The 21,981-nt window shown below is 36.0% G+C and carries 17 protein-coding genes; 10 read left to right on the top strand and 7 right to left on the bottom strand.

Annotation, left to right across the window (positions count from 1 at the left end):
• Nucleotides 1-114: 114 nt before the first annotated feature.
• Both HUS62_RS06610 and HUS62_RS06605 read right to left on the bottom strand, forming a co-directional pair.
• On the bottom strand, nucleotides 115-960 hold the full coding sequence (locus HUS62_RS06610; RefSeq protein WP_175078949.1) for an HDOD domain-containing protein: 846 nt from the start codon (nucleotides 958-960) through the stop codon (nucleotides 115-117).
• Between the two features lie 187 nt (nucleotides 961-1,147).
• The gene (locus tag HUS62_RS06605; protein ID WP_175078948.1) at nucleotides 1,148-1,447 is read right to left on the bottom strand and encodes a hypothetical protein; all 300 of its coding nucleotides are present in this window, start codon (nucleotides 1,445-1,447) and stop codon (nucleotides 1,148-1,150) included.
• Between the two features lie 280 nt (nucleotides 1,448-1,727).
• Here HUS62_RS06605 and HUS62_RS06600 point away from each other — a divergent pair, with 280 nt between their 5' ends.
• From HUS62_RS06600 to trpS, 6 genes are all read left to right on the top strand, one after another.
• Nucleotides 1,728-3,518, top strand: coding sequence for an ATP-binding protein (locus HUS62_RS06600; RefSeq protein WP_175078947.1), 1,791 nt, complete (start codon nucleotides 1,728-1,730; stop codon nucleotides 3,516-3,518).
• Between the two features lie 225 nt (nucleotides 3,519-3,743).
• The gene (locus tag HUS62_RS06595) at nucleotides 3,744-3,944 is read left to right on the top strand and encodes a hypothetical protein (RefSeq protein ID WP_058586260.1); all 201 of its coding nucleotides are present in this window, start codon (nucleotides 3,744-3,746) and stop codon (nucleotides 3,942-3,944) included.
• A gap of 244 nt (nucleotides 3,945-4,188) precedes the next feature.
• Nucleotides 4,189-5,568 (top strand): alpha-amylase family glycosyl hydrolase, encoded by a 1,380-nt coding sequence (locus tag HUS62_RS06590; protein WP_175078946.1) that lies wholly within the window; start codon nucleotides 4,189-4,191, stop codon nucleotides 5,566-5,568.
• 226 nt (nucleotides 5,569-5,794) lie between these two features.
• Nucleotides 5,795-6,769 (top strand): transposase, encoded by a 975-nt coding sequence (locus tag HUS62_RS06585; protein WP_175078945.1) that lies wholly within the window; start codon nucleotides 5,795-5,797, stop codon nucleotides 6,767-6,769.
• A gap of 927 nt (nucleotides 6,770-7,696) precedes the next feature.
• The gene (locus HUS62_RS06580) at nucleotides 7,697-10,009 is read left to right on the top strand and encodes an AAA family ATPase (protein WP_175078944.1); all 2,313 of its coding nucleotides are present in this window, start codon (nucleotides 7,697-7,699) and stop codon (nucleotides 10,007-10,009) included.
• Between the two features lie 724 nt (nucleotides 10,010-10,733).
• Nucleotides 10,734-11,756 (top strand): tryptophan--tRNA ligase, encoded by a 1,023-nt coding sequence (gene trpS / locus HUS62_RS06575; RefSeq protein ID WP_220094977.1) that lies wholly within the window; start codon nucleotides 10,734-10,736, stop codon nucleotides 11,754-11,756.
• Between the two features lie 518 nt (nucleotides 11,757-12,274).
• On the opposite strand, the gene cas6f is transcribed toward trpS, so the two are convergent.
• From cas6f to HUS62_RS06555, 4 genes are read right to left on the bottom strand one after another with little or no spacing between them, the layout of a single operon-like run.
• Complete coding sequence (gene cas6f / locus HUS62_RS06570) at nucleotides 12,275-12,874, bottom strand: type I-F CRISPR-associated endoribonuclease Cas6/Csy4 (protein ID WP_175078943.1); 600 nt, start codon at nucleotides 12,872-12,874, stop codon at nucleotides 12,275-12,277.
• Nucleotides 12,871-13,899 (bottom strand): type I-F CRISPR-associated protein Csy3, encoded by a 1,029-nt coding sequence (csy3, locus tag HUS62_RS06565; RefSeq protein ID WP_175078942.1) that lies wholly within the window; start codon nucleotides 13,897-13,899, stop codon nucleotides 12,871-12,873. The genes cas6f and csy3 overlap by 4 nt, the downstream gene beginning before the upstream one ends.
• The gene (locus HUS62_RS06560; protein WP_175078941.1) at nucleotides 13,899-15,950 is read right to left on the bottom strand and encodes a type I-F CRISPR-associated protein Csy2; all 2,052 of its coding nucleotides are present in this window, start codon (nucleotides 15,948-15,950) and stop codon (nucleotides 13,899-13,901) included. The genes csy3 and HUS62_RS06560 overlap by 1 nt, the downstream gene beginning before the upstream one ends.
• 3 nt (nucleotides 15,951-15,953) lie before the next feature.
• On the bottom strand, nucleotides 15,954-17,129 hold the full coding sequence (locus HUS62_RS06555; RefSeq protein WP_175078940.1) for a TniQ family protein: 1,176 nt from the start codon (nucleotides 17,127-17,129) through the stop codon (nucleotides 15,954-15,956).
• 494 nt (nucleotides 17,130-17,623) lie between these two features.
• Here HUS62_RS06555 and HUS62_RS06550 point away from each other — a divergent pair, with 494 nt between their 5' ends.
• The gene (locus tag HUS62_RS06550) at nucleotides 17,624-18,280 is read left to right on the top strand and encodes a site-specific DNA-methyltransferase (protein WP_175078939.1); all 657 of its coding nucleotides are present in this window, start codon (nucleotides 17,624-17,626) and stop codon (nucleotides 18,278-18,280) included.
• Nucleotides 18,281-18,336: 56 nt separating this feature from the next.
• Complete coding sequence (locus HUS62_RS06545; RefSeq protein ID WP_175078938.1) at nucleotides 18,337-19,101, top strand: ATP-binding protein; 765 nt, start codon at nucleotides 18,337-18,339, stop codon at nucleotides 19,099-19,101.
• 2 nt (nucleotides 19,102-19,103) lie between these two features.
• On the opposite strand, the gene HUS62_RS06540 is transcribed toward HUS62_RS06545, so the two are convergent.
• Nucleotides 19,104-19,406, bottom strand: coding sequence for a helix-turn-helix domain-containing protein (locus HUS62_RS06540; protein ID WP_175078937.1), 303 nt, complete (start codon nucleotides 19,404-19,406; stop codon nucleotides 19,104-19,106).
• Nucleotides 19,407-19,588: 182 nt separating this feature from the next.
• Here HUS62_RS06540 and HUS62_RS06535 point away from each other — a divergent pair, with 182 nt between their 5' ends.
• Nucleotides 19,589-21,361, top strand: a complete 1,773-nt coding sequence (locus HUS62_RS06535) for an AAA family ATPase (RefSeq protein WP_175078936.1) — start codon at nucleotides 19,589-19,591, stop codon at nucleotides 21,359-21,361.
• Nucleotides 21,354-21,938 (top strand): hypothetical protein, encoded by a 585-nt coding sequence (locus HUS62_RS06530; RefSeq protein ID WP_175078935.1) that lies wholly within the window; start codon nucleotides 21,354-21,356, stop codon nucleotides 21,936-21,938. Before HUS62_RS06535 ends, HUS62_RS06530 begins: the two co-directional genes overlap by 8 nt.
• Nucleotides 21,939-21,981: the final 43 nt, after the last annotated feature.

The raw sequence follows: 21,981 nt of genomic DNA, 5'->3' as shown, positions 1-21,981 counted from the left end.
GCAGGAAAGTAGAGTAATGCATACTTTCTTTCGATGTAAAAAAGCGAGTGATGATAACTCACCACTCGCAAACTCATCGAAGTTACGATGATAGGAAATAAACGCTAATTGGCTTTAACTTGCCATCGCATTGTCGACGTAATCTTCGACCATATCGGCAAAATCTTGATCAACAATACCTAGCTCTGCAAAGCACAGCTCTTTAATTTTAAACCACTCGCTCGAATACTGTTGGTGGCGGGCATAGTCCACAGCACTCTCCGCGCATTTTAAGATGGCATACGCCATACGTTGTTGTTCATCATTGTTTTGCTCTAAAAAGTGCGTGTTATGATGATTTAAAATAACGTGACAAAGTGGCTTAGGTAGGTGCCAAGATACCGAGATAAAATAGCCAATCACCGCATGGTCGCACTGATAACGAGCCTGCTCTAGGTCGGTAATCGCGTGCTCTTTTGCTAGGTTTGCTTGTTTAAGAACCTCAACATAATCTTTAAATTTTAATGCCATAGTAGCAATACCGACATTATGAAAAAGTCCTAATGAATAAAGCTCGTCCACTGGCATTAATGACTTATAACTGTTACCAAGCTGCACACAGGCATTCGCAACTTCAACCGACTCATCCCAAAAGCGCTCTAAGCTAATACAGGCATTACCTTTAAAGTTTTGCTTAAGCAGAGCCAAAGTTACCAACTGATTAAGCTGATCTAACCCTAAAAACATCGCCGCTTGGCGTATATCACTAATGGTGCGTTGTAAGCCAAACACCGGGCTGTTTATTGTTTTTAATAATAAAGCTGAAAGACTGATGTCTCTTGATATTAGCTGAGCTATTTTATCTAAGCTTGCATCCGACTTTTGCATTTCATCAGCAATTTGGCTCAATAGTTCAGGTTTTGGTGGAATATGAAAACCGCGTTCAAGCGAAACTAGGCGTTGTTCATCTAAGTTGATCATTTGCCCAAGAGCCTCCGTTAATAAGCAACGAGCAATTTAATAGTTTAGATGTGTAAAATAACCTAAGAAGTTCGCCTTAGTATTGTTTGAGATCAATGTGTTGCGAAGAAAGGAAAATAATTAATAAAAGGCTAACACGGCACATTATGACAACTTGCTTTAATATGCCGTCTTTTTGAAGATTTGCTTAGTGAGCAAGTACGCTTAGCCACTCATCTGGGTTTGCAAGAATGAACTCAAATACATCGTTGTTATTTAGAGTAATGCGAATTCCATTTGCTGTAATTGGTATAATACCCGCGCCTTTTCCTGAACACTTATCAACGTTATTGATGTGCGCTCGTGAAAGTGTGTATGGACCTAAGCCTAACTCTTTATTAAACGGTTCAAAAACAATTTCTTGTTCTGTAACTAAAAGCTTACCATCCGCTTTTGCGACACCCGACTGAATAGTTGCTATTGATTCTTTGACTGTTTGCGCGTGCATATCCTTTACTCCACTTAACAAATGAGTGTGGCTTACACTCAATTAAATCATAAAAATTGCGTACCAACTTAAGATACAATAAGTACAAAAAAAGTACAGTGCTATTGATTTAAAATATTTTTATAAAAAACTTAATTATTCGCTTTAAGTTACTTTTACCTTAGTTATTAAGATTTTTTATTACCCTCATAAAAAGTCATTCTGAATTGACCCCTTTCTTATGTGAACAAATAAAAATGCGCTATGCTTAAAATAACAACAGGATAGGTGCCGTAAACTGATGACAAAAGCACTGCAGCAAACTAAAAACAAGTTGAAAGTGAATGCAATTATCGTGATTGCATTAGTAACATCGCTTACTGTTACCTCATTATTCTTTTACAAAAATGTCGACTCACAATGGCATGACTATTCAAAAACCGCCGCTAACGTTTATGTACTTCACGACAAGCTAATTCAAAAACTCGGTTATGGTGGCTTTATTCACCATTTTAAAAACCTAGTGCTCAGAAAAAATACAGAACTGTATCTTCCGCCCATTGAAAAGGAACTCATCGAAATAAAAGAGATTCTTGCCAAGCTTAGCGCAATAAAAGAATACGACAAAGCGGCACTTACTGACGTTAAAAAAACGGTTATTGAGTATGAAAGTAAAGTCGATATTGTTTTAAAGATGATTGCTAACAGCGCGGCTAGCGAGCAGATAGATACTACTGTAAAAGTAGATGATACAGATGCATTGAAGGCACTTGCCGCATTCGAGCAACATGTAAACTTTATGCTTAAAGATAAAAGCATCGCCATTGATGAAAACTTCCAAATTGCTTACATCGTGCATGTGTTAACAATCATATTGCTCACCAGCATATTGCTTATTTACTTTAGAAAGCTCTCAAACTCTTATAAACAACAAATTGAACTTACTGAGAGAGCTTTAGAAGGCGCGAGAATAAAATCAGAATTTTTAGCCAATATGAGTCATGAAATACGCACTCCACTTAATGGCATTATGGGGCTTTTACAAATTTTGCAGCCGAACATTCAAAAGCCGAAAAATATAGAAGTTGTTTCTAAGGCGTTGTTTTCTTGTCGGTCACTCCTTACCATCATCAACGATATTTTAGACTTTTCGAAAATGGAGGCGAACGAGCTTTCAATTGAACAAGTAGATTTTTCGATGTCGAAGGTTGTTGAGTCGATCAATTCTGATTTTCTGCCACTTTGTAACGAAAAAGCAATTGAATTAAACATAGATATAGACGATGACGTTGAAGATTTATGGATAGGAGACCCAGTTAGAGTTCGACAAATTATTTTAAACCTGGTTTCTAACGCCGTTAAATTTACCGAGCAAGGTGGCGTACAAGTAAAAATTAATAAATCTTCGCAAAGCCAAAAGCAAGGTGTTGAGATAGAAGTGATTGATACCGGCATTGGTATGAATAAAGAAGGTTTAATGCATCTGTTTAACCGTTTTCAGCAAGCCGATAACAGTATAACACGGCGTTTTGGCGGGACTGGATTAGGAATGTCGATCACCGCGAATCTTATTAACCGCATGAACGGCACTATTGATGTTGACAGCGCGCTCGGTAAAGGCACCCATTTCACCGTTTATTTACCGCTCAAAGTATCTGAAAAGCAACACTTACATGATAGCTTTACTGATGTGACTGCACCTGACTTATCGGCTAAAACACTGTTGATTGCTGAAGATAACCCACTCAATACCATGATCATCAAATCAATGCTTGCAGAAACCAACGCATATCTTCATTTTGCAAAAGATGGCGCTGAAGTAGTCGAGCTATTTAAACAACTTAACCCCATTTTAGTTTTAATGGATATACAAATGCCCACAATGGGGGGGATAGAAGCCTGCTCACATATTCGTAGTATTGATAAAGAGGTGCCTGTTATTGCCTTGACTGCCAACGTGATGAAAGAAAATATCATCGAATACATGAATTGTGGTTTTAATGGCCACGTAGGCAAACCCATTGAAAAGCATTTACTATTTAAAGCGCTGCATGATGTCATTGCAATTAGCCGTGACGAGCTCATAGACTAGGCTTCCCAAGCAGAAAATTTTTACCTTCACTTTATTTTCAATGACTTAAAACTTTACTTCTACGTTTCTCCTGCTGATTCAAGATCGTGTAATTTTCATCCAATATTGATTGACTTGGCTAAAAAGCTCCCTCATAGTCGAAAAAATCATCAGTACACATTAGACCAAATTATAAAACCAAGTAGCAGCTAAAATGCTATCACAAAAATGTGGAGGAGATGCGTTATGAACCGTAAGTCAAAATTAATCTACCGTATTATGTTGGCCTCTAAGCTTCATAGCCGTAATAAAGAGATATCACTCGATACATTAAAACAAGGCTGCTGCCTAAGTGACTCTGAATTACTAACCATTATAAAAGAGCTAGAAATTAAAAAACTGATCAGCTGGGATGCCAGTAAATCTACTTTTATGATTTCAGCCTAGCTCGGCATATTTAAACGACAGCTTAGCTTTACCTTGCTGTCGTTTTACATATTACCACCCTATTTAATCATTTAAGTATTTAGCCCCCATCCAAATATAATTAAGCGTAATATTGCTACTTAATCGATTATGTAACCACATTGTGAATACGTATGCATTTAATTGTAAATATTAGCTCAGGGTATATATTTAGTCGAAGTGTTGTTTTTTCATACAACACCTTTATTCGACAACAAGGCCTGATATGAATTCATTGCTAACCAAAAGTTTGCTTATTTTATTACTAAGTCTCATTACTGCATGTACACACACTAAAACTACAAACACTGCCTATGAGCCCAAGCCTTACGTAAAACTAACTCATCCTGAGTGGTCAAAAAAGGCGGTGCTTTATCAATTAAATACGCGTCAATTCACTAAAGAAGGCACCTTTAATGCAGCACGGCAGCAATTGCCACGCTTGAAAGAGTTAGGCGTTGATATTATTTGGCTTATGCCCATAAACCCGATTGGTGAAGAAAACCGAAAAGGCAGTTTAGGCAGCCCTTATTCTGTAAAAGATTACCGTAAAGTAAACCCTGAGTTTGGCACACTAGAAGACCTTAAAGCCTTTGTGAACAAAGCCCATGATATGGGGATGTACGTCATTTTAGATTGGGTAGCAAACCACAGTGCATGGGATAACTGGCTTCGATTTGAACATCCCGATTGGTACGACCGAGACTACAAAGGCCAATTTAGGCCAACACCGTGGTGGGATTGGTCTGACATTATTGATTTTGATTATTCAAAACCTGCTCTACGTGAATACATGACAGAATCGATGAAATACTGGGTAAAAGAAGTCGGTATTGATGGCTATCGCTGTGATGTAGCTGGCTTTGTGCCGGTAGATTTTTGGAATAACGTCCGCCGTGAGCTTGATAACATAAAGCCTGTTTTAATGCTGGCTGAGTGGGAGTCTCGCGATTTACATGCCGAAGCCTTTGATATGACTTACGCGTGGTCTTGGTCTGAGCACATGCATAAAATCGTAAATGGCCATGCAGATGTCAGCGCCCTCTTCGTTTATTACTCATGGAACGAAAGTGCATTCCCAGCAGAAGCTTATCGCCTTGTGGGTGTTGCCAACCATGACACAAATGCATGGGAAGGCACCATGTTCGAAAACTATGGCGATGCACTTGAAGCCGTTATTGCATTATCTGTCGTTGGCGAAGGCTTCCCTATGATTTACAACGGCCAAGAGGCAGGTAACGATAAACGCCTCGCCTTTTTCGAACGAGACCCAATCAAATGGCAAAAGCACCCCATTGGTGATTTATACCAATCACTATTTGCACTCAAACATAGTAATGAAGCTCTGTGGAATGGCCAATTTGGCGGCCGCATGGTACATGTACCAAACAGCGCACCAAAACAAGTGCTAAGCTTTGTTCGTGCAAAAGGCAACGATAAAGTATTTGCCGTATTCAATCTATCGAAAGAGCCACAAACAGTTAGCTTTAAAGAGCCATTGTTTTTAGGTAAATACACTGATGCTTTTTCAAAGCAAGAAATAGAATTTGCTCAAACAACAGAACTTACAATTCCAGCATGGGGGTTTAGAGTATTTGTAAAATAACTTACCGCCTCACTCTACTTACTCTAAATAACCAAATTTGATCCCATAACTAAAGCTATGGGATCAAATAATACATTACTCTACTAACAAGACACCCATATTTATTTCCATCACTCCACAGAGTTAAACCTATGAAAAAACCTCTAACTAGACACCCAACTTAAAATTTCTCACTTCTCAAAATTATGACTAAACTTAAATTGTTCAACTCATGGAGGAGAAGAGCATGGCAACCCCACGTAGAAACTTAATTAGCATTTCAAATACACCTTACTACCATTGTATTTCACGCTGCGTTCGTCGCGCTTATTTGTGCGGGCAAGATCCACTAACGGGTCGTTCATATGAACACCGGCGCGATTGGGTTGAAAAGAAACTACTTCAACTTGGCCGGGTATTTTGTATTGATATTTGTGCCTACGCGGTTATGAGTAATCACACTCATCTAGTTCTTCACATTGATATAGCAAAGGCAAAGCGCCTGAACAATAAAGCGATTCTGATTAGATGGCACAAGTTATTTAAAAGTACATTCTTATGCCAACGGTTCTTAAATGGCGAATTACTAACACAAGCTGAACTCGCTTCGGTTAATGCCAGAGTAAATTTATATCGAGAACGGCTTAGCAGTATTAGTTGGTTTATGCGAGTTCTTAATGAGGGTATTGCACGAAAAGCGAATCAAGAAGATGAGTGCAAAGGACGGTTTTGGGAAGGTCGCTTTAAATCACAAGCCTTGCTGGATGAAGCTGCACTTGCTGCATGCCTTACTTATGTTGATTTAAATCCTGTTAGAGCAAAAGCGGCTGATTTACCTGAGCAATCTGACTACACCAGTATTAAATCTAGAATTAATGCATCTCATAATAATAAGCAACCAAAATCACTTATGCGCTTTGCAGGTAAGACACGTAAACATATGCCTAAGGGACTACCATTTGAGCTCAAGACATATCTGCAACTTGTAGATTGGACAGGCCGTTCAATACGAGAAGATAAGCCAGGGACAATCCCAGAAAATGCGTTACCAATACTTGAAAGACTAGATATTTGTACTGACAACTGGCTTACACTCACCACTTCCTTTACCCGCTCGTTTAAAAATACGGCTGGTAAAGAGCAAGCTATAACTGCTTATGCAAATCACATGAAACGAAAACGAAGAAGCTCTATTAGCACTAGTCGTGCACTATTTGCCTAAACTGAAACTCGAAAATGTTTAAAGTAACCTGCCTTTGGACTAAGCTTGCCCGAAATCAGGTACTATTCAGGCAATGCCCTACAAAATCTTGTAAACATAACATTTTGATGTATAGATTTATTTAGTTAATTAATTTTGAGCGACTAAACTAGTTGCTCTTAGAGTTAGCTATTAAAAACTCCTACTATTGGGTGTCTTAATAATTATAACCTGTACCTGATTAACAGAGTCTCCTTCAAATCAATCATGTACATAAAAACGAAGTTCACATTTTTAATATGGGTGTCTAGATAACTCTAAAGTGGATGTCTCGATAACTTAAAAAAACATACTTAAAGTTGAGTTTAACTAATACAGAATAAAAAAGAGTTTAAAGAAAGCTTTAAAATGGAATTTAAATGAAGAAAGTCACCCATGTTGTTTGAAGTATAAGTTGACATAGCTGAATACGAATTCATTGAGCTACAACGGCACAAGTGAAGTATAAGTTGGCATAATATTGAAGCATATAATGGCATAAAATGCCCAAAGATTACTTTTGTTAAGAGGTTCAAGGAAGATTCTAAAAAAATGGAATGCAAATATATTCCACTAGCAAAGCGTAGAAACTAAACTTAATGAACTAAGTTAATCTAGATTCAATAAAGTCACTTCTACCTCATATTAAAAAGCATCACCTTACTTTGTTACACAACTTTATTACTCACTAAAATCTACCCGCCTCAAAAATGGTAACTAAAACTCTAAATGTCTACTTTGAGGCTAAACCAGACGTTCGCTCAGCTATTTTTTTGGACAGAAACTGATTCGCATCATTTATTTTTCATTTCCCTCATACTTTTTTGATTTAATAACAGCTAATATTGGATACTTAAGATAGGAAAACTTAGGCTTCAATAAAACCAGTAACTATAGAAAGGACTCTAAATGCTAGAAAAAATAATAAAAATTGAAAACATCAAGCAATGGCAACATAAAGGAGGGTTATCTCAAGGGTTTGATAAGCTCAACTTAATCTACGGGCGCAACGGCTCTGGTAAGTCTACTTTAAGTAAGATCTTTACTTTTATAAATGAAAACAACAAAGCAGCTATAGAAGCGTTAAAGCCTTTAGAGTCTGATGGTATCACAGCTCTATCTCTTCGAATAGGTGGTGCAAATGTAACGCTAAACTCGCTTCAAACGCCGTTCAATTTCCAGGTATTCAACCAAGAGTTCATTGACAGTAATCTTTATATTCCCAATGCTAAAGATCGTAGTCAACTTACCAACTATTATGAATTTTCATTAGGTAAAGTATCAGTATTAAAGGAACAAGAGATTGATGCGCTTAAGGCAGAAATTGACACTATCAACTCTCAGCTAAGCCCAATTGATACGCGACTTACTACGAAATTTCCCAGCAAAACAGTTGCAAAAATCCGTGATATAAAAGCTACTCCTAATGCTGATGCTGAAATTGCAAATCTTGAAGCTCAAATCCTAGATTTGAAAATTGCTGAACACTACAAGAGCCGTAAAAACCTCACTCCCTTGACTCTAACTAAGCCTGATTTAGATATAAATTTCTTCAAAGTGAGCATCGAGAGCCTGTCAAAAGAAGCAAAAGAAAAAGTGGAGCTGCACATTACAAATAACCTTAAGGAACGTGATGTTAAATGGATTGAAACTGGCACTCAACTAATAAACGAATCAGATAATTGTCCTTTTTGCGCTCAACCCCTTGCAAACTCGCAAATTTTTCTTTTGTATCAGGATTTTATTAGTGATTCGTACAATAAAGCTAGTGATAAATTTGAGCGTGATAGTAAACAATTCGAATCAGAAGTAAATGCCATTAGTAGTAAGATTGAAGATTTAGAAGCAATAGTAAAATTTAATAATGAGATTACCAATACTTGGTCAGATCGCATTCAAGGCTTCGCTCTTGAATATGACTTCAAATACCTTAATTCATTATCAACATCAATCGGACTTGAGTGTGTCAACCTGATCAAAGAGAAGAAAAAGGATTTATTGTTAGAAACTGATTTATCTAAATTCAACCAACTATTAGGCAAACTATTTGATGGGGTTGATTTCTCAGCGTACAACAGACAAGTGGAAGAGTTTAACGAGCAAGTCACTAAATTTTTAAATGAACTAGCAACTGGCTCTTCTCAAGCATTGCAAGCCAAAATCGACGGTATTGAAGAAACTAAGAAACGCTTCGAAACCTCTGTAATAAACGATTTGGATAATCACAAGTCTCTGTCAGATGATAAAAAAGACAAGACTAAGAAAGTCAAAAAACTAAAAAAAGAAATTGATATAGAACAGGAAAGTAGCATTAAAGAGCATAAAGACTCTATCAACCAGCTATTAAAAAACTTTCACTCTATGATAAGAATCAAAGAGCTTGATAAGGACAATAAAGGTAAAGGCGGTTCAACTCGACTTAAGTATGTCATAACCTTTATCGACAAAGAGCTTTCAGTTGAGAATGTGGACGATAATAAACACATTTTTGAGCACGTTTTGAGTCTCGGAGATAGATCTGCTCTCGCTCTAGCATTCTTCTTATCTAAGTTTGCTAAGACAAATTGTGACAATTCTATAGTTGTTTTAGACGACCCAATGTCTTCCTTAGATAACTACCGCAAAGATGCAACTATCTTTGAGATCGAAAAACTAATTAACAACGCTTATCAAACCATCGTATTTAGTCACGATCCATTTTTCTTATCAGAGATACAGAAATACTCTATATTATCTCAACATACCAAGTGCTTTGAGATCTCTGTGTCATATAAAAAATCAGATCCTCTTAATGCTGACAGTTCTCAATACATTTCTAGTAGAATGATAGAGAGAAGCAACTATGACTCTCTCGTCCTTCACTCTTACCACAAAGAATATAATAAGCTTTATGAATTTGTTGCTGACGCAAAAGATGAATCAAAGATTGAAGTAGCTCGCTCTATTCGCCCTATTTTGGAAGCTCACCTTCGCTTCTTATACCCTAGAGATTTTAATGATGGCGTTTGGCTAGGGAATATGATTACGATGATTAGAGATGAGACTGATCAAAGTAGTCACTTCTTTGATAAACACAACCAAATAAGCCAACTTACTAAAATTAATGAATTTTCTAAGGGGTTTCATCACGCAGATGGTTTTGATACAAAAATTCAAAGCTTAGATCTACAAACCGTTCAATCATACGCACAGGAAACACTTCAATTCGTTACTGGTTTATAAAAGCACGGCTTATTTATAGAGCTTTGATTTTCAGTACCAATTCATAATGGGGCAAAGGCGAGTTATATTTATAATCCGCCTTTGGACAAATCGTTTTAGAGCCGAAGCGAGAAAGCCTTGGTAATGCTGCATTTAGGTGTGAGGTAGGCAATCACTAATCCTAAACCACTCACCTTAAATACGAACTCCAACCTTGAACTAGAAATGCAAAAGACTGGAAATCACTCTTAAATATTTTGTTATGTGCGTATTAAATTTGTTCAACGATATCTTCGACCAATGTAGTGACTTAGCGGTAAGGTATAATGGCGCATGCCTTTTCCAGAACTCTGAAGAATGTAAGTGCCCAACTTTTCGATAGATGATAGTTTGTTCCAATACTACCCTTCTAATACTCTATCACGAATATTTATTAAAAATCGCTCAGTCAACACTTAGTTTTGTTGAGTTACGCAAACACTAGCAATAATTTTTAGAAATGTATTTCCTGTTACATTAATGGGTAAGCATTAACGGATAAACTTTCGAAGTACACGGTATTGCATTCAAACTTAGTTTAGGTATATTTAAAGTATGAAAACGATTTTATTCACTTCACAATCAAAAATCTGGTGGCGCTCTAAATAGAGCGGCGCAGGATTATTACATTCTATAGCTGCTGGAAGGTAGCTAAGAATGTGGTCTTTTTTATCTCCAGTAGCTCTTCTATTTTGGAGATTTCATCTTGAAAAACAAACACACAAAACAGGCAGAAACAATATTAACGGGTGATAGAGCCACTGGACCTTTACACTTGGGGCACTATGTTGGTTCATTAAAACAACGAGTTGAGTTACAGTCAATTCATAAGCAAACTATTCTTGTTGCAGATATGCAAGGGTTGACAGACAACGCCAATAATCCTTCCATAGTGTCTGAGAATATTTTGAATGTAGTCGCAGATTACTTGGCTGTTGGAATTGACCCAAAGCTAACAACAATTTGTTTGCAATCTCAACTCCCTGCATTAGCTGAATTAACAATGCTTTACAGCAATCTTGTAACAATAGCTAGGCTTGAGAGAAATCCTACCGTAAAGTATGAAATCCATCAGAAAGGTTTCGAACGGTCAATTCCTGCAGGTTTCCTGACATATCCAATATCTCAAGCAGCTGACATTACAGCTTTCAATGCTACCCTAATCCCCGTTGGGGACGATCAATTACCTATGATTGAGCAAACAAATGAAATAGTTCGAAAGATAAACTCGTTAGCTAAAAAAAGTGTGTTGAAAGAATGCCACCCCTTGTTAAGTAAGGCTTCACGACTACCTAGTACGGATGGAAAAAGTAAAATGTCTAAGTCAAATGGAAAGCCTATAAACCTAGGCTCAAATGAAATAGAGATACGTCAGGCAGTACGATCAATGTATACAGATCCCAATCACTTAACTGTTGAAAGTCCGGGCCGCGTTGAAGGTAATGTAGTATTCACTTACTTAGATGCGTTTCATTCTGACTTGACTTTAGTGGAGCAATTAAAAGAGCACTACCAACGTGGAGGTTTAGGTGATGGGTATACAAAAAGTGTTTTGGAAGAGTGCTTGCAAGAGTTTCTTCGTCCTATCAGAAAAAGAAGGAATGAGCTATTAAGTGATAAAGCTTTTTTAATTGAGGTATTAAAGTCAGGGAGCAAAAAGTCACAAATAGAGACGGAAAAAGTTCTTTTTCAAGTTAAAGACATTTTTGGATTAAATATTCTTAAATGATTCACTAGGTCGAAAGTCGAGATGTTCCGTTAGATAACAAGATGCTTTCTTTAAGTTAATATATTTTCTGCGCTATAGTGGCTAAGCTATAATATGGAAACTTAGATTATCCTAATAGTAAAAAATATTTTGACGAACTTGAACTGATAAGGTCTTCATAAATCTACACATAAAATCATCACAGAAAGGCGAAGAAAAAAGCTATTTATCTATGAAAATAAAACCCAGCTTCTGCTGGGTTTTTCTAATTAGCCTCTACCTTTTCGGCAGTTAAAAGTCACAAGTTGTGGTTGATTACTTCCAAGCCTATTTTCAGCTGCCTACTCGGCAGTTCACACAACAAGATAAAAGACACATGGTCAGTTCAAATTTTCAGCTGCCTACTCGGCAGTTCACCATTATTTATAGTATATATTTCTATAATTATCAAACCGTTATATGACTTTTACACGATTATACCTTTACTTTTATTTAGTTTATAACTCATTGAAAATATTATTAATGTTATGTAGCAATTTTTATAAGGTATTCAAAGCTGGGACCGTTCCTAGAAATGTTTGATTTGTAGCAAAGCCATAATTGTTAAACTGACTTTTTATTGATTCTATTTTTTCAATCCTCTGTATATGAAGAACAAAGTTTTGCCCATTGGCTTTACTTGATACAGGTATGGAATGAAAGTGACCTATATCTTTCGCCTCAAACTTATATTCAGGGTTGTAAATTTCACCTCTGGCTTCAGCTCGTTTTTTAGCGCGTTTTAACCGTCTTTGCTTTTCACCAACAAACGCTTTAGCTATTGATTGGTTGCGAACAAACATTACATCTCTTTGGTTTACTGGTACCTCGAGTATTTTTGATAAGCCAAATAACTTATCATGAGCCATCATCTCAAAATAGCTTTGCTGAGATAAGTTGGTTAATTGCTTTTTATCTGTCGATACAAATGCAATTTGGTCGCCTATGGTTTGCTCATTCCAATTAGGAAAACACACACCTATATTACTAATTTCGCGTGAACTCATAAACCCATGCAAAATGCCAATGCAACGGCCTGCAAGAAGGCTTACATCACAATTTTTGGGTAAATAAGTAATGGTAAAATAATAGCGTTTCAAGCTTTACTCCTTTGGAACAAGCCACCTTTAATCAAAACTGCCGCAATAAAGTGGATTGCATTTGATGCTTCACTTTGCTCTAAACCATGCTTTTCCATGTGCTTTATATGCAAAGCAATACGCGGGAGTAATGAATAAAAGTCCGAATGGGTCTTAGGTGTTCTGTGTGCAACTAATATTTGCTTATCTGCGCCATACTCATGAGTGCGTATAGGTTTGTAGCCTCCCTCATACCAATCATCAATAGTTTGAATCGCAGCCCCTACTTTTTGTGAGTTTAAACTTGCTGCTTTTTTATCGCCCACTTGGGTGTAAGCAAGCTGTTTAGATGACATGCCTTGTTCAACAGTATCTACAAACTTTTGACTAGGGTGAACCTCTTGGCTAAATGCATTTTTAATTTTTGCGGTTATATCTAAATAACAATAATTTTGAGGGTTACTAAGCCCTTCTTGAATAGCTTCTGACAACGTTAATAATGCTGTTTGATTATTTTGCCAATTGCCTTGCCATTTTAGTTTTTGTGCACCTTCAACAATGATCGGGGCTGTATGTTCAGTAAGTATTTCAATGTCAATATTCGGTGATTGGCGGTTGCGCCAAAGCCAGTTGCCCATCAGTATATTTTTAGCGTAGCGAGTTGCCACTTCATTAAGGCCATTGTGCTTTTTATAGGTTTCAAAAAAACGTTTTAACCAATAAATAACTTTAGGATCATCACAAACATGTGGCTCAATACCATTAGCCTCAACTCTTAGTGAAAAACGGCAAAATACCTCATTTACTGTTGGAGGCACGTAGCACACATCAATTGTTTGTGGGTTACCAAAAGCGAGATCTTGTGGCGCTAAATTTTTAGCTTCACCTTGCTTTTGATACGCATCGCCAAACCCTGACTTTTGCCCAACTAATTTATTTTGCTCTATTTGTAACGGTTCAAAATCAGACTCTGGTGTTTTATAAAAAAACACCGCTTTACTAGGTGAGAGCGAACGCGAGTAACTTAAGTGCCGAGGTAATTGCATTATTCATACTCAAACTTAGACTTTTTCATAAGCATAGACTCTTTTTGAACATCCATAACCCAAAATGCGTCATGAAAGAACTGCTTAGCGCCCGCGTACTTTACTGATATGTTACTAACACACTCTAAAAGCCCAATAATGGGCTCAGCATAACAATGATATTCATGTAAGGCTGCATCTCGCTTTACGGGTTCTTCAAGCGCAGCAAAGCCAATTGCTGCGGGTCTTAAGTTAAAGTTACCGTTAAGGGCATCAATTAATTGTTCAAAACTTTTAACTACTTTTTTTGAAGGATATAACCAACTGCCATTTGACGATTTTGCTTTAAGCTTTTTAAACAGCTCGCTCGGTTTAGTATGTACATGGCACCAGTCAATATTTTGATATAACGAAGGTGGATGCATAGTCCCACCTGAAAATGAAGATGGTAGTGCGGGCTTTAAAAGTTGACTGTTTAATTTATTAAGCATCTCAATATTTGGTACAAAAAGTCTAAATACTAAATCGAGTGTTATATCGCATTTAGGTTTATCGATAATTCCTGATCTTATTACATGACTACACCCTGCAACTTGTTTTAACTTGCTTGGCTCAGGTAATGGTTTACCTGTATGTAATTGATAGTTTTCAATGTAAATGGCACTACCAATACACTTAATTGAAGGGTCTATGAAATTTTTTAGCTTACGCTCAAAGTTATGAGCAAGCCCATTTAAAGCAGTAAGTGACGGCATACCTTGAATATACGAGTTAGCCATTGCCTCGGCATCAAACACTCGCATATCTTGGCAATGTACATACACTATTTGCTCATCATTTAATGTTTCTTCTTCAGTTGCACACTGAGTAAACACATAGTTTAACTGCGTTTTAAACAGCCCCATTAAATTAGGGTGATATGCAAAGCGTTTGAGCTTACTTAAATTACCAAGGCTTTCATTTAGTATGTTACTAAATTGGCTAATACAGTTAGTAATACTCTGATCTAAGTAATGCTTTGCCCACTCAGGGTAAGATTGCTCTTGAGCGTTATTTTTAGCTTCAAGAATGTTATCAAGCCATAACTGCAAGCTAACACGTACTTGCCTAATAGCGGCGACTCGCGCTAATCGCTTTTGCCTTAACGTATTAAACTGCTTAATACCTACCAGCACCAAAAGTGCCTCTTGAAATTGACTACTTAATAGCGCACGAACTTTAAATGCTTTCTCAATATCATTATTGGCTACTTTAGAGCGGTTAACAGCTTTAGAATATGTTTTAGGAAAGTAGCGCAACACTCTTACATTACCGCCTACTGAGCTTGCCAAATCGCCAACATTGGCAGGCCTTGAGTGCTCAACTAAACCAGAGTTTAGTTTACGCTCTGCAGTGAGTTGCTGAATTTTAGTTAGCATTGCGTGGCTTACTACAGGCGTAACAGCGAAATAGCTTTGCTGGAATGGCATTTGTAATTGTAGTGAAAAAGAACTCACTTCTAACGGGAGCTCTGCTACTGGCAATTGCTGTTCTATTTTACCAGCTATGTCTAAAACTGCCTTTTTTGTGAAACCGTATGCTCTTATTAAATTAATCCAAAAAGGCTCTTCAGCAATTAATAACTTTGCTAAACAAGTCACTTTACCTTGCCAAATAAATGAGGTTAAAAATAGCTTTGCATGATTAATTTCAGCACTGTTGTGCGACCAACCAAAACTCAAAGGTAATGACCGACTGCAAATACCTGCAATATCTTCACTTACAACCTTACTAATTAAACGCTGATGGCTTACTCGTATATCAGGGTATTTTAAATTATGAGTATGAAACCATTTAACCTCGTTAATACACTTACTAAGTAGCACTTCATCACGTAATACACTTTTAGCGGCTCTTACACTTGTTAAATCATCAATTTCACTTCGTTTATAAACTAGGTTAATGAGCACAGTCAGCGCTTGTTCTTCAAGACCATCTACCGCAACAAGAGGTGTATATGGTGCAAACAATTTTCTAAGTGTTGTGGTTTTTTCTTTCGGTGATTCAATTGCAAATGCATCTTGTAAGTCCATAAGTTACCACGGCGCTATAAATTGTTTTTTTGTTTGAGGTTTTTCAGCTGCGAATGCTTGCTGTAGTTCAATAACTTGGCGTAAATAAAATACATGGCTATCAGCTCTGAGCTGTTCGTGTATTTTTTGTGGATAAGCACAGTTTAAAAAGCCTTCTTGGTGAAGCCTGTAAACTTGCTCTGTGGTTGTGTTTAACAATACTGCTGCATCAAAAGCGCAAAGTAGTAAGTCAGCAATATTTGGGTGTTTAGCTTTAGGGTTACTATCAACTAATTCAACAAAGTAATTAATAATCTCATCAAGTAATTTGTTTTTACGGTTACTTGTTGCTGCAATTTGACCATCACGGAGTAAATCACCATATACAGAGTTAAACTTAGTTTTATTAAAAGGGTTAAGTTGTTTGAGCCGCGCATTGTTTGTAAGTATATCTAGTTCAGTGATAAGGCCATCAGGCCAAGTACTAAAGTAATCAACAAAGGCACGGTTAAAGCCAGAATCGCTTACATCAAGTTGCTTATCCTTTGCAAACCATGATATCAATCCCACTATTTTATCGCTGTTATTACCTGCAAGCGCAGATGCAATTTTAAAGTCTGCATCGTTTAACTGTTCACTATTGGTTAGTTTACAACCGCAATTACATTCTAGAAACGCCTCAGAAGCTCTGTAATCAATTAAGTTATGACATTCACCACAATGGGTAGTCAATTGTGTTTTATGTTTATAACACGCTTTATAGGGCTTTAAATGCCAATAAAAAGGAATATATGAAGACTCATACAAGCATTCAATACAAACAGGTATGTTATCAGTGCGAAGTAGTTCAAGGGGAATAGTCAGTTCATTACGGCTTACTGCTGCTAGGTTGCCAAATTTAAAGTTGCTGCGCCGACATGCAAGCTCAAGAATGTCACCAGCATTAACATCTGCTAATTGGGCTACTAACTTGAGCGCTCTTATTCTAAAGCTACTTGCTTGCCTAGCATGATAAACATCAACCTTTTTTAGCTCTAACGGCAATGCACCTTCGAGCTCATGATCTTGCTCTGCAAGCCATTGCCATAAAATATCAGCAAGCTCACTATAGCCATCGTATGAGTTATCACTTGCAAGCCTTATTAAATAGCTTTCAAGCGCTTCATCAGGATAAGGTTTTGTTTGAACTAAAAAATGCATCGCCAACCTAAACTAAGAAAATCTTAGTTTAGGTTTAGGTTAAATTAATTAGATAGTCAAAAATAATTATCGTTAAAATACTAGTACTTCACAAAAGTACAATATCTGATAATGTAAAGTGTGTTACAGCATTTCTATAGGATGTATTAATGTCTCGTAACATTTTAAAAATCAAACAAAGCTAACTTATAAGGAGATTCTTATGGCTTGTAGCTGCTGCAATAAAGCACTCAATAGTGGAATGATCATAAAAGCCGACCCTGTTACAGGAAAAAGATTTAAATCTTGTCCTCATTGTTCAGACGCAAATGGTTCGGAGCATGTTTTTCATTCTTACCCTAACTCATTTGGTAAAACACCCGCACGTAAGTCGTCAAAAAACCCCGATGGTTTCCAGAGCTATTGCATAGATTGCCGTCATTTACCAAGGGGAACTTCATCAAAAAACTCACATAATGGTCGTTTATGCAGCACACTTTAACTGAAGATATTTAATGCAAGTACATAAAGACGATGCAGTAAACTGGTTATCAACACTTTCAACCGAAAGTGTTGATCTTTTCATTACCGACCCACCCTACGAATCATTAGAAAAACATCGAAAAATAGGAACAACCACTCGCCTTAAAGTAAGTAAATCGTCAAGCAATCAATGGTTCGACATATTTCCAAATAGTCGCTTTGAAGAACTTTTAACAGAAATATACAGAGTGCTACAAAAAGGCTCGCATTTTTATCTATTCTGCGATCAAGAAACAATGTTTTATATTAAACCAATTGCTGAAAAAGTAGGTTTCAAATTTTGGAAACCAATAGTTTGGGATAAAGTGACTATTGGAATGGGTTATCATTACAGAGCTAGACACGAATATATTCTTTTTTTCGAGAAAGGTAAGCGCAAGTTAAATGATCTAAGTGTTCCAGATATCCTCACTTGTAAAAGAGTAACCAGAGGCTACCCTACTGAAAAACCAGTTAAGTTAATTGAAACGCTCATCTCTCAAAGCAGTAATGAAAATGAAATCGTCGCTGACCCTTTTTTTGGCTCAGGAGCAACTTTAGTAGCAGCCAATAACTTAAATCGACAAGCTATCGGATGTGATATTTCAGAATCTGCTCATCAACATTTCTTTGATAGAAAAAATATATGATAAGTAATACTTCAAAATGCTTATCCACATAACACGATTAAACACGGTGCTGTCATTTGATTATTAATAAAAACTGGAATTTACAAAATGCTTTTGATGCAATTAATGCTGTTTATTATCCAGGAGGACTCCAGAGTGGACCACAAAGAAATAGAAAGATTGAAAGCTGGGGGCAGCTTGTTGGAAAAGAACAAGCTATTGCTCAATTAGACTCACTGCTTCAAGAGCATGGTACATTAAGCAAGCTTTCCAAAGCCATTAGAATGAGTCCTAGGTCAATAAACCAACTTCGAAAATTTTTTGAGTCACTACCAGATCAATTTGAGCAAACAACACAATCAGAAAACTACCAATTCATTGAAGGAAAAAAGTGCCTACTTGAAGAAGATTTAACGCATGAGTTTAAAGAGGTTAAAGGGTTAAGCCCTACAAATTCCATACAGAACCAAGTAGATGAATATATAATTGCTTTTTTAAATAGTTCGGGTGGCAGCATATTTTGGGGCATATGTGACGATGGTGTTGTTAAATGCCTTAAATTAAACACTCATCAAAAGGATGAAATAAATAAAGTAATCAATGCAAAAATCAATGTCATTCAACCATCCATTGATCCCACTAAGATTAGAATTATTTTTCATTTGGTTTTAGGAGTTGAATCTGGATTTGTATTAGAAGTAAACGTTCCAAAATCTAATAACCCTAAGCTCTTTTTTAATTCTTCAGGTAAAACTTGGGTTAGAGTGAATGGTTGTAAACAAAAACTTCAAGGGTTAGCGTTGCAAGATTACATAATTGAACGCATGCAACCAAGCTTTTGATTTTATTTTTTTGATAAAACTATACCTAAGATGCTTTGTTGATCTTCTATACTTAACTTCCCAAATTCACATATCAATTTAGCCAAAACATCTTCTTCACAATAAAAATAAGCTACTGGCACATCTAGCTCTTTAGCAATGCGTTTCATAGTTAAAAAATCTGGAGCATGTTTGCCCTTTTCGTATTGGTTCATGCGAGCACTAGCCGTGTTTGGCTCCATGCCTAATGCCATACCTAGCTGTTGCTGAGTAAGACCTGCTGCTTTTCTTGCAGATTTTAGGCGTGAAGGTGTTGGAGTTTCCATGAGAACCTTAGCAATAAATTACATTATGCTAAGATTCTCTTAGTATCTAACCCATAAGTGTACTAAGGATATTTTAGTTTCACTTAAATTTATACTTTAATCTAACTTTTTCACTTTTCTTCTTTAAAAAATGCTTAGGATCTAGCAGTCTATGTCTATCATAAAAATTGTAGCTTTCTCATATGGAACTTGTTTGTATATACATTGATGAATATAAAGGTATTAAAGATCTCTTCGTAAATCTGAATCAAAAATTCATCTGTGATTTCGATAAACCTCATATTCATGTAAAAAAACAGCATTGTAAATTTAAAGAAAAATATTATCGTGGACAAAATATAAAACTAATAATTGGCAAAAATGGGGCAGGTAAAACATCAATTTTAGAGTTTATTGAAGGAGCCTTCAACGAAATCGTTGGTATTGGTACAGCTGTTTTCTGGAATGACATTGACTCAAAGTACTATATAAAAAACAACTCTTTATCAGAAATATTCCTTAATGACAGCCCTATTAATGAGTACGAATCAAACAACAGGTCTAGTCTACTTTTTATAACCAACCTTTTTGACTTAAATAAATTTACTTTCAATGAACACAGTAAAGAAAAAAAGAATGTACTAAAGTTATCTTCAAATAAATTCCTTGAAAAAAGAGTCGCAAAGAAAAAAATTCTTATGGCTGAGGTTGCTAGGGAATTAAAGTATGCTGAATATTTCAACTATAAAAAAAGTGTAATTGGAGCACCTTTATCATTTAGGTTCCACATTTACCCCTCAAGTAAAAATTACCTTGAACAAGCAGTAAATAAGCTAACTAATGAGAATGTTTCTAACTTATTGAAAAATCGCCACTTTCATCATTTAGTAATGGAAGAAGCTGATAAGAATAAAGAAAGAGCCTTAGAAAATAACGAAATAACATTCTCGATAAATAATATTTCTAGAGAGCACCAAATAACTGGGACTGTAATAAAAAAATCTTTAACCAAGTACTTACTATCAAATATAAAAAATCACAGGCATAGCGATGATGTATTTTGGTATATACACAACTTTTTGATAAGTGACTTCTTAAAAAAAGCCTCTTTAAAAATAAGTGATCCAAATGATAGGGCGTGGTTTTATATAAATATCATTTTCCTAGCTTCACGTTCAAATGAAAGAGTACCTGAAATTATTAAATATCATATTGATGAAAATAACCTCCTCGATAAAAATGATGCAGTTGAAGATGTAGTGTATGAGTCCGAAAGCTTTAGAAATGAACTAGAAGAAATGACTCAATCATTACTAGATAAAAATATAAGCATACTATCTGATACCAAATATATTTATTTCGATATTGATGACAGTCATCTAATAGCTGAAATCTCTGAAAAATTTAACGATCTAAATTACTTTACTGGTGATAACTTTACATATGGTTGGTATGGTCTGAGTTCGGGTGAGGAGGCAAGATTAAAGCTACAATCTCGTATTTTCACTGGCATACAACAACTAATTTCACGAGGCTATTCAAATATTCAGTTACTTGTAGATGAAATAGATGCCTACCTTCACCCAGAGTGGCAAAGAAAAGTTGTTAGTGAGGTTATTGATATAATAAACCACTTTAAAGACCATAATAGAATGAAACGAGCAACTATAAATACAATTTTGACAACACACTCTCCTATCATACTAAGTGACTTTCTACCCGATGATATAGTTTCAATTACTAAGATTGATGGCAAAATAACACAGGAAAAATCAAATGGTTTCGGCACCAGAATTAACGACTTATACCTCGATGGTATGCACTTGGACTCTACATTTGGCGAATTAGCCAGAGAAACTATCGAGCAACTATTTTTAGCTAAGAAATATAAAAAAATTAGCTCCCTTGATAGGTACCTAATAAAACAAATACCAGATAAAGACATTCAAGAAATGTTCCTGAAAAAAAATGATTAAAATTACTCCAGTAAAATGTCCAGACCTCATAGCTCAATACAAAAAGTTTGTTGTCGAAGAAAATTTGGTTCCTAATATTGATAGGCTAGCGAAGTCAATACATGATAAAGAAGTTCATAAAAGGCTAATTACTTATTTCTCAAAAAATAAGCTAGAAAGCATTACATTTGAGGAAGCCCAAAATTTACACTTAGTTATCACTGATATTTATGAAAAATTTCCTGAGCTTTTAGAATATTACTGCCCTGAACTCTTTCTGATAAATCTTAAACTAAATTATAACTTACAAGAAATTGAAGCTTTAAACCTTACTGAGGCAAAAGAAACAGCCAAAATTAATGTTTTATTTAAAACGACATTAAAAGATCTAAGTGACTTTTTCATTAATAATCCAAGCAACTTCCTAGAGAAATCTCTTAAGATCAACCGTAGAGTCAACAGAAAAGCATCAGAAAAAAGAGATGCATTAGTAGAGTTAAGTAATTTAAAGCATGGTAAAACAAGCTTATCTAAAGGATTAGAAGTTATACCTAAATGGGTAATCAGGGTGAGAGCATACTTTGTTAACAAGTATTAACCAAAGATAAGCTCAGCCCTGAATTCATCGTCAAAACTAGCCC

This window comes from Pseudoalteromonas sp. 0303 (genome assembly GCF_013349995.1).
GTDB lineage: Bacteria > Pseudomonadota > Gammaproteobacteria > Enterobacterales > Alteromonadaceae > Pseudoalteromonas.
This window is presented reverse-complemented; position numbering and strand designations above follow the sequence as displayed.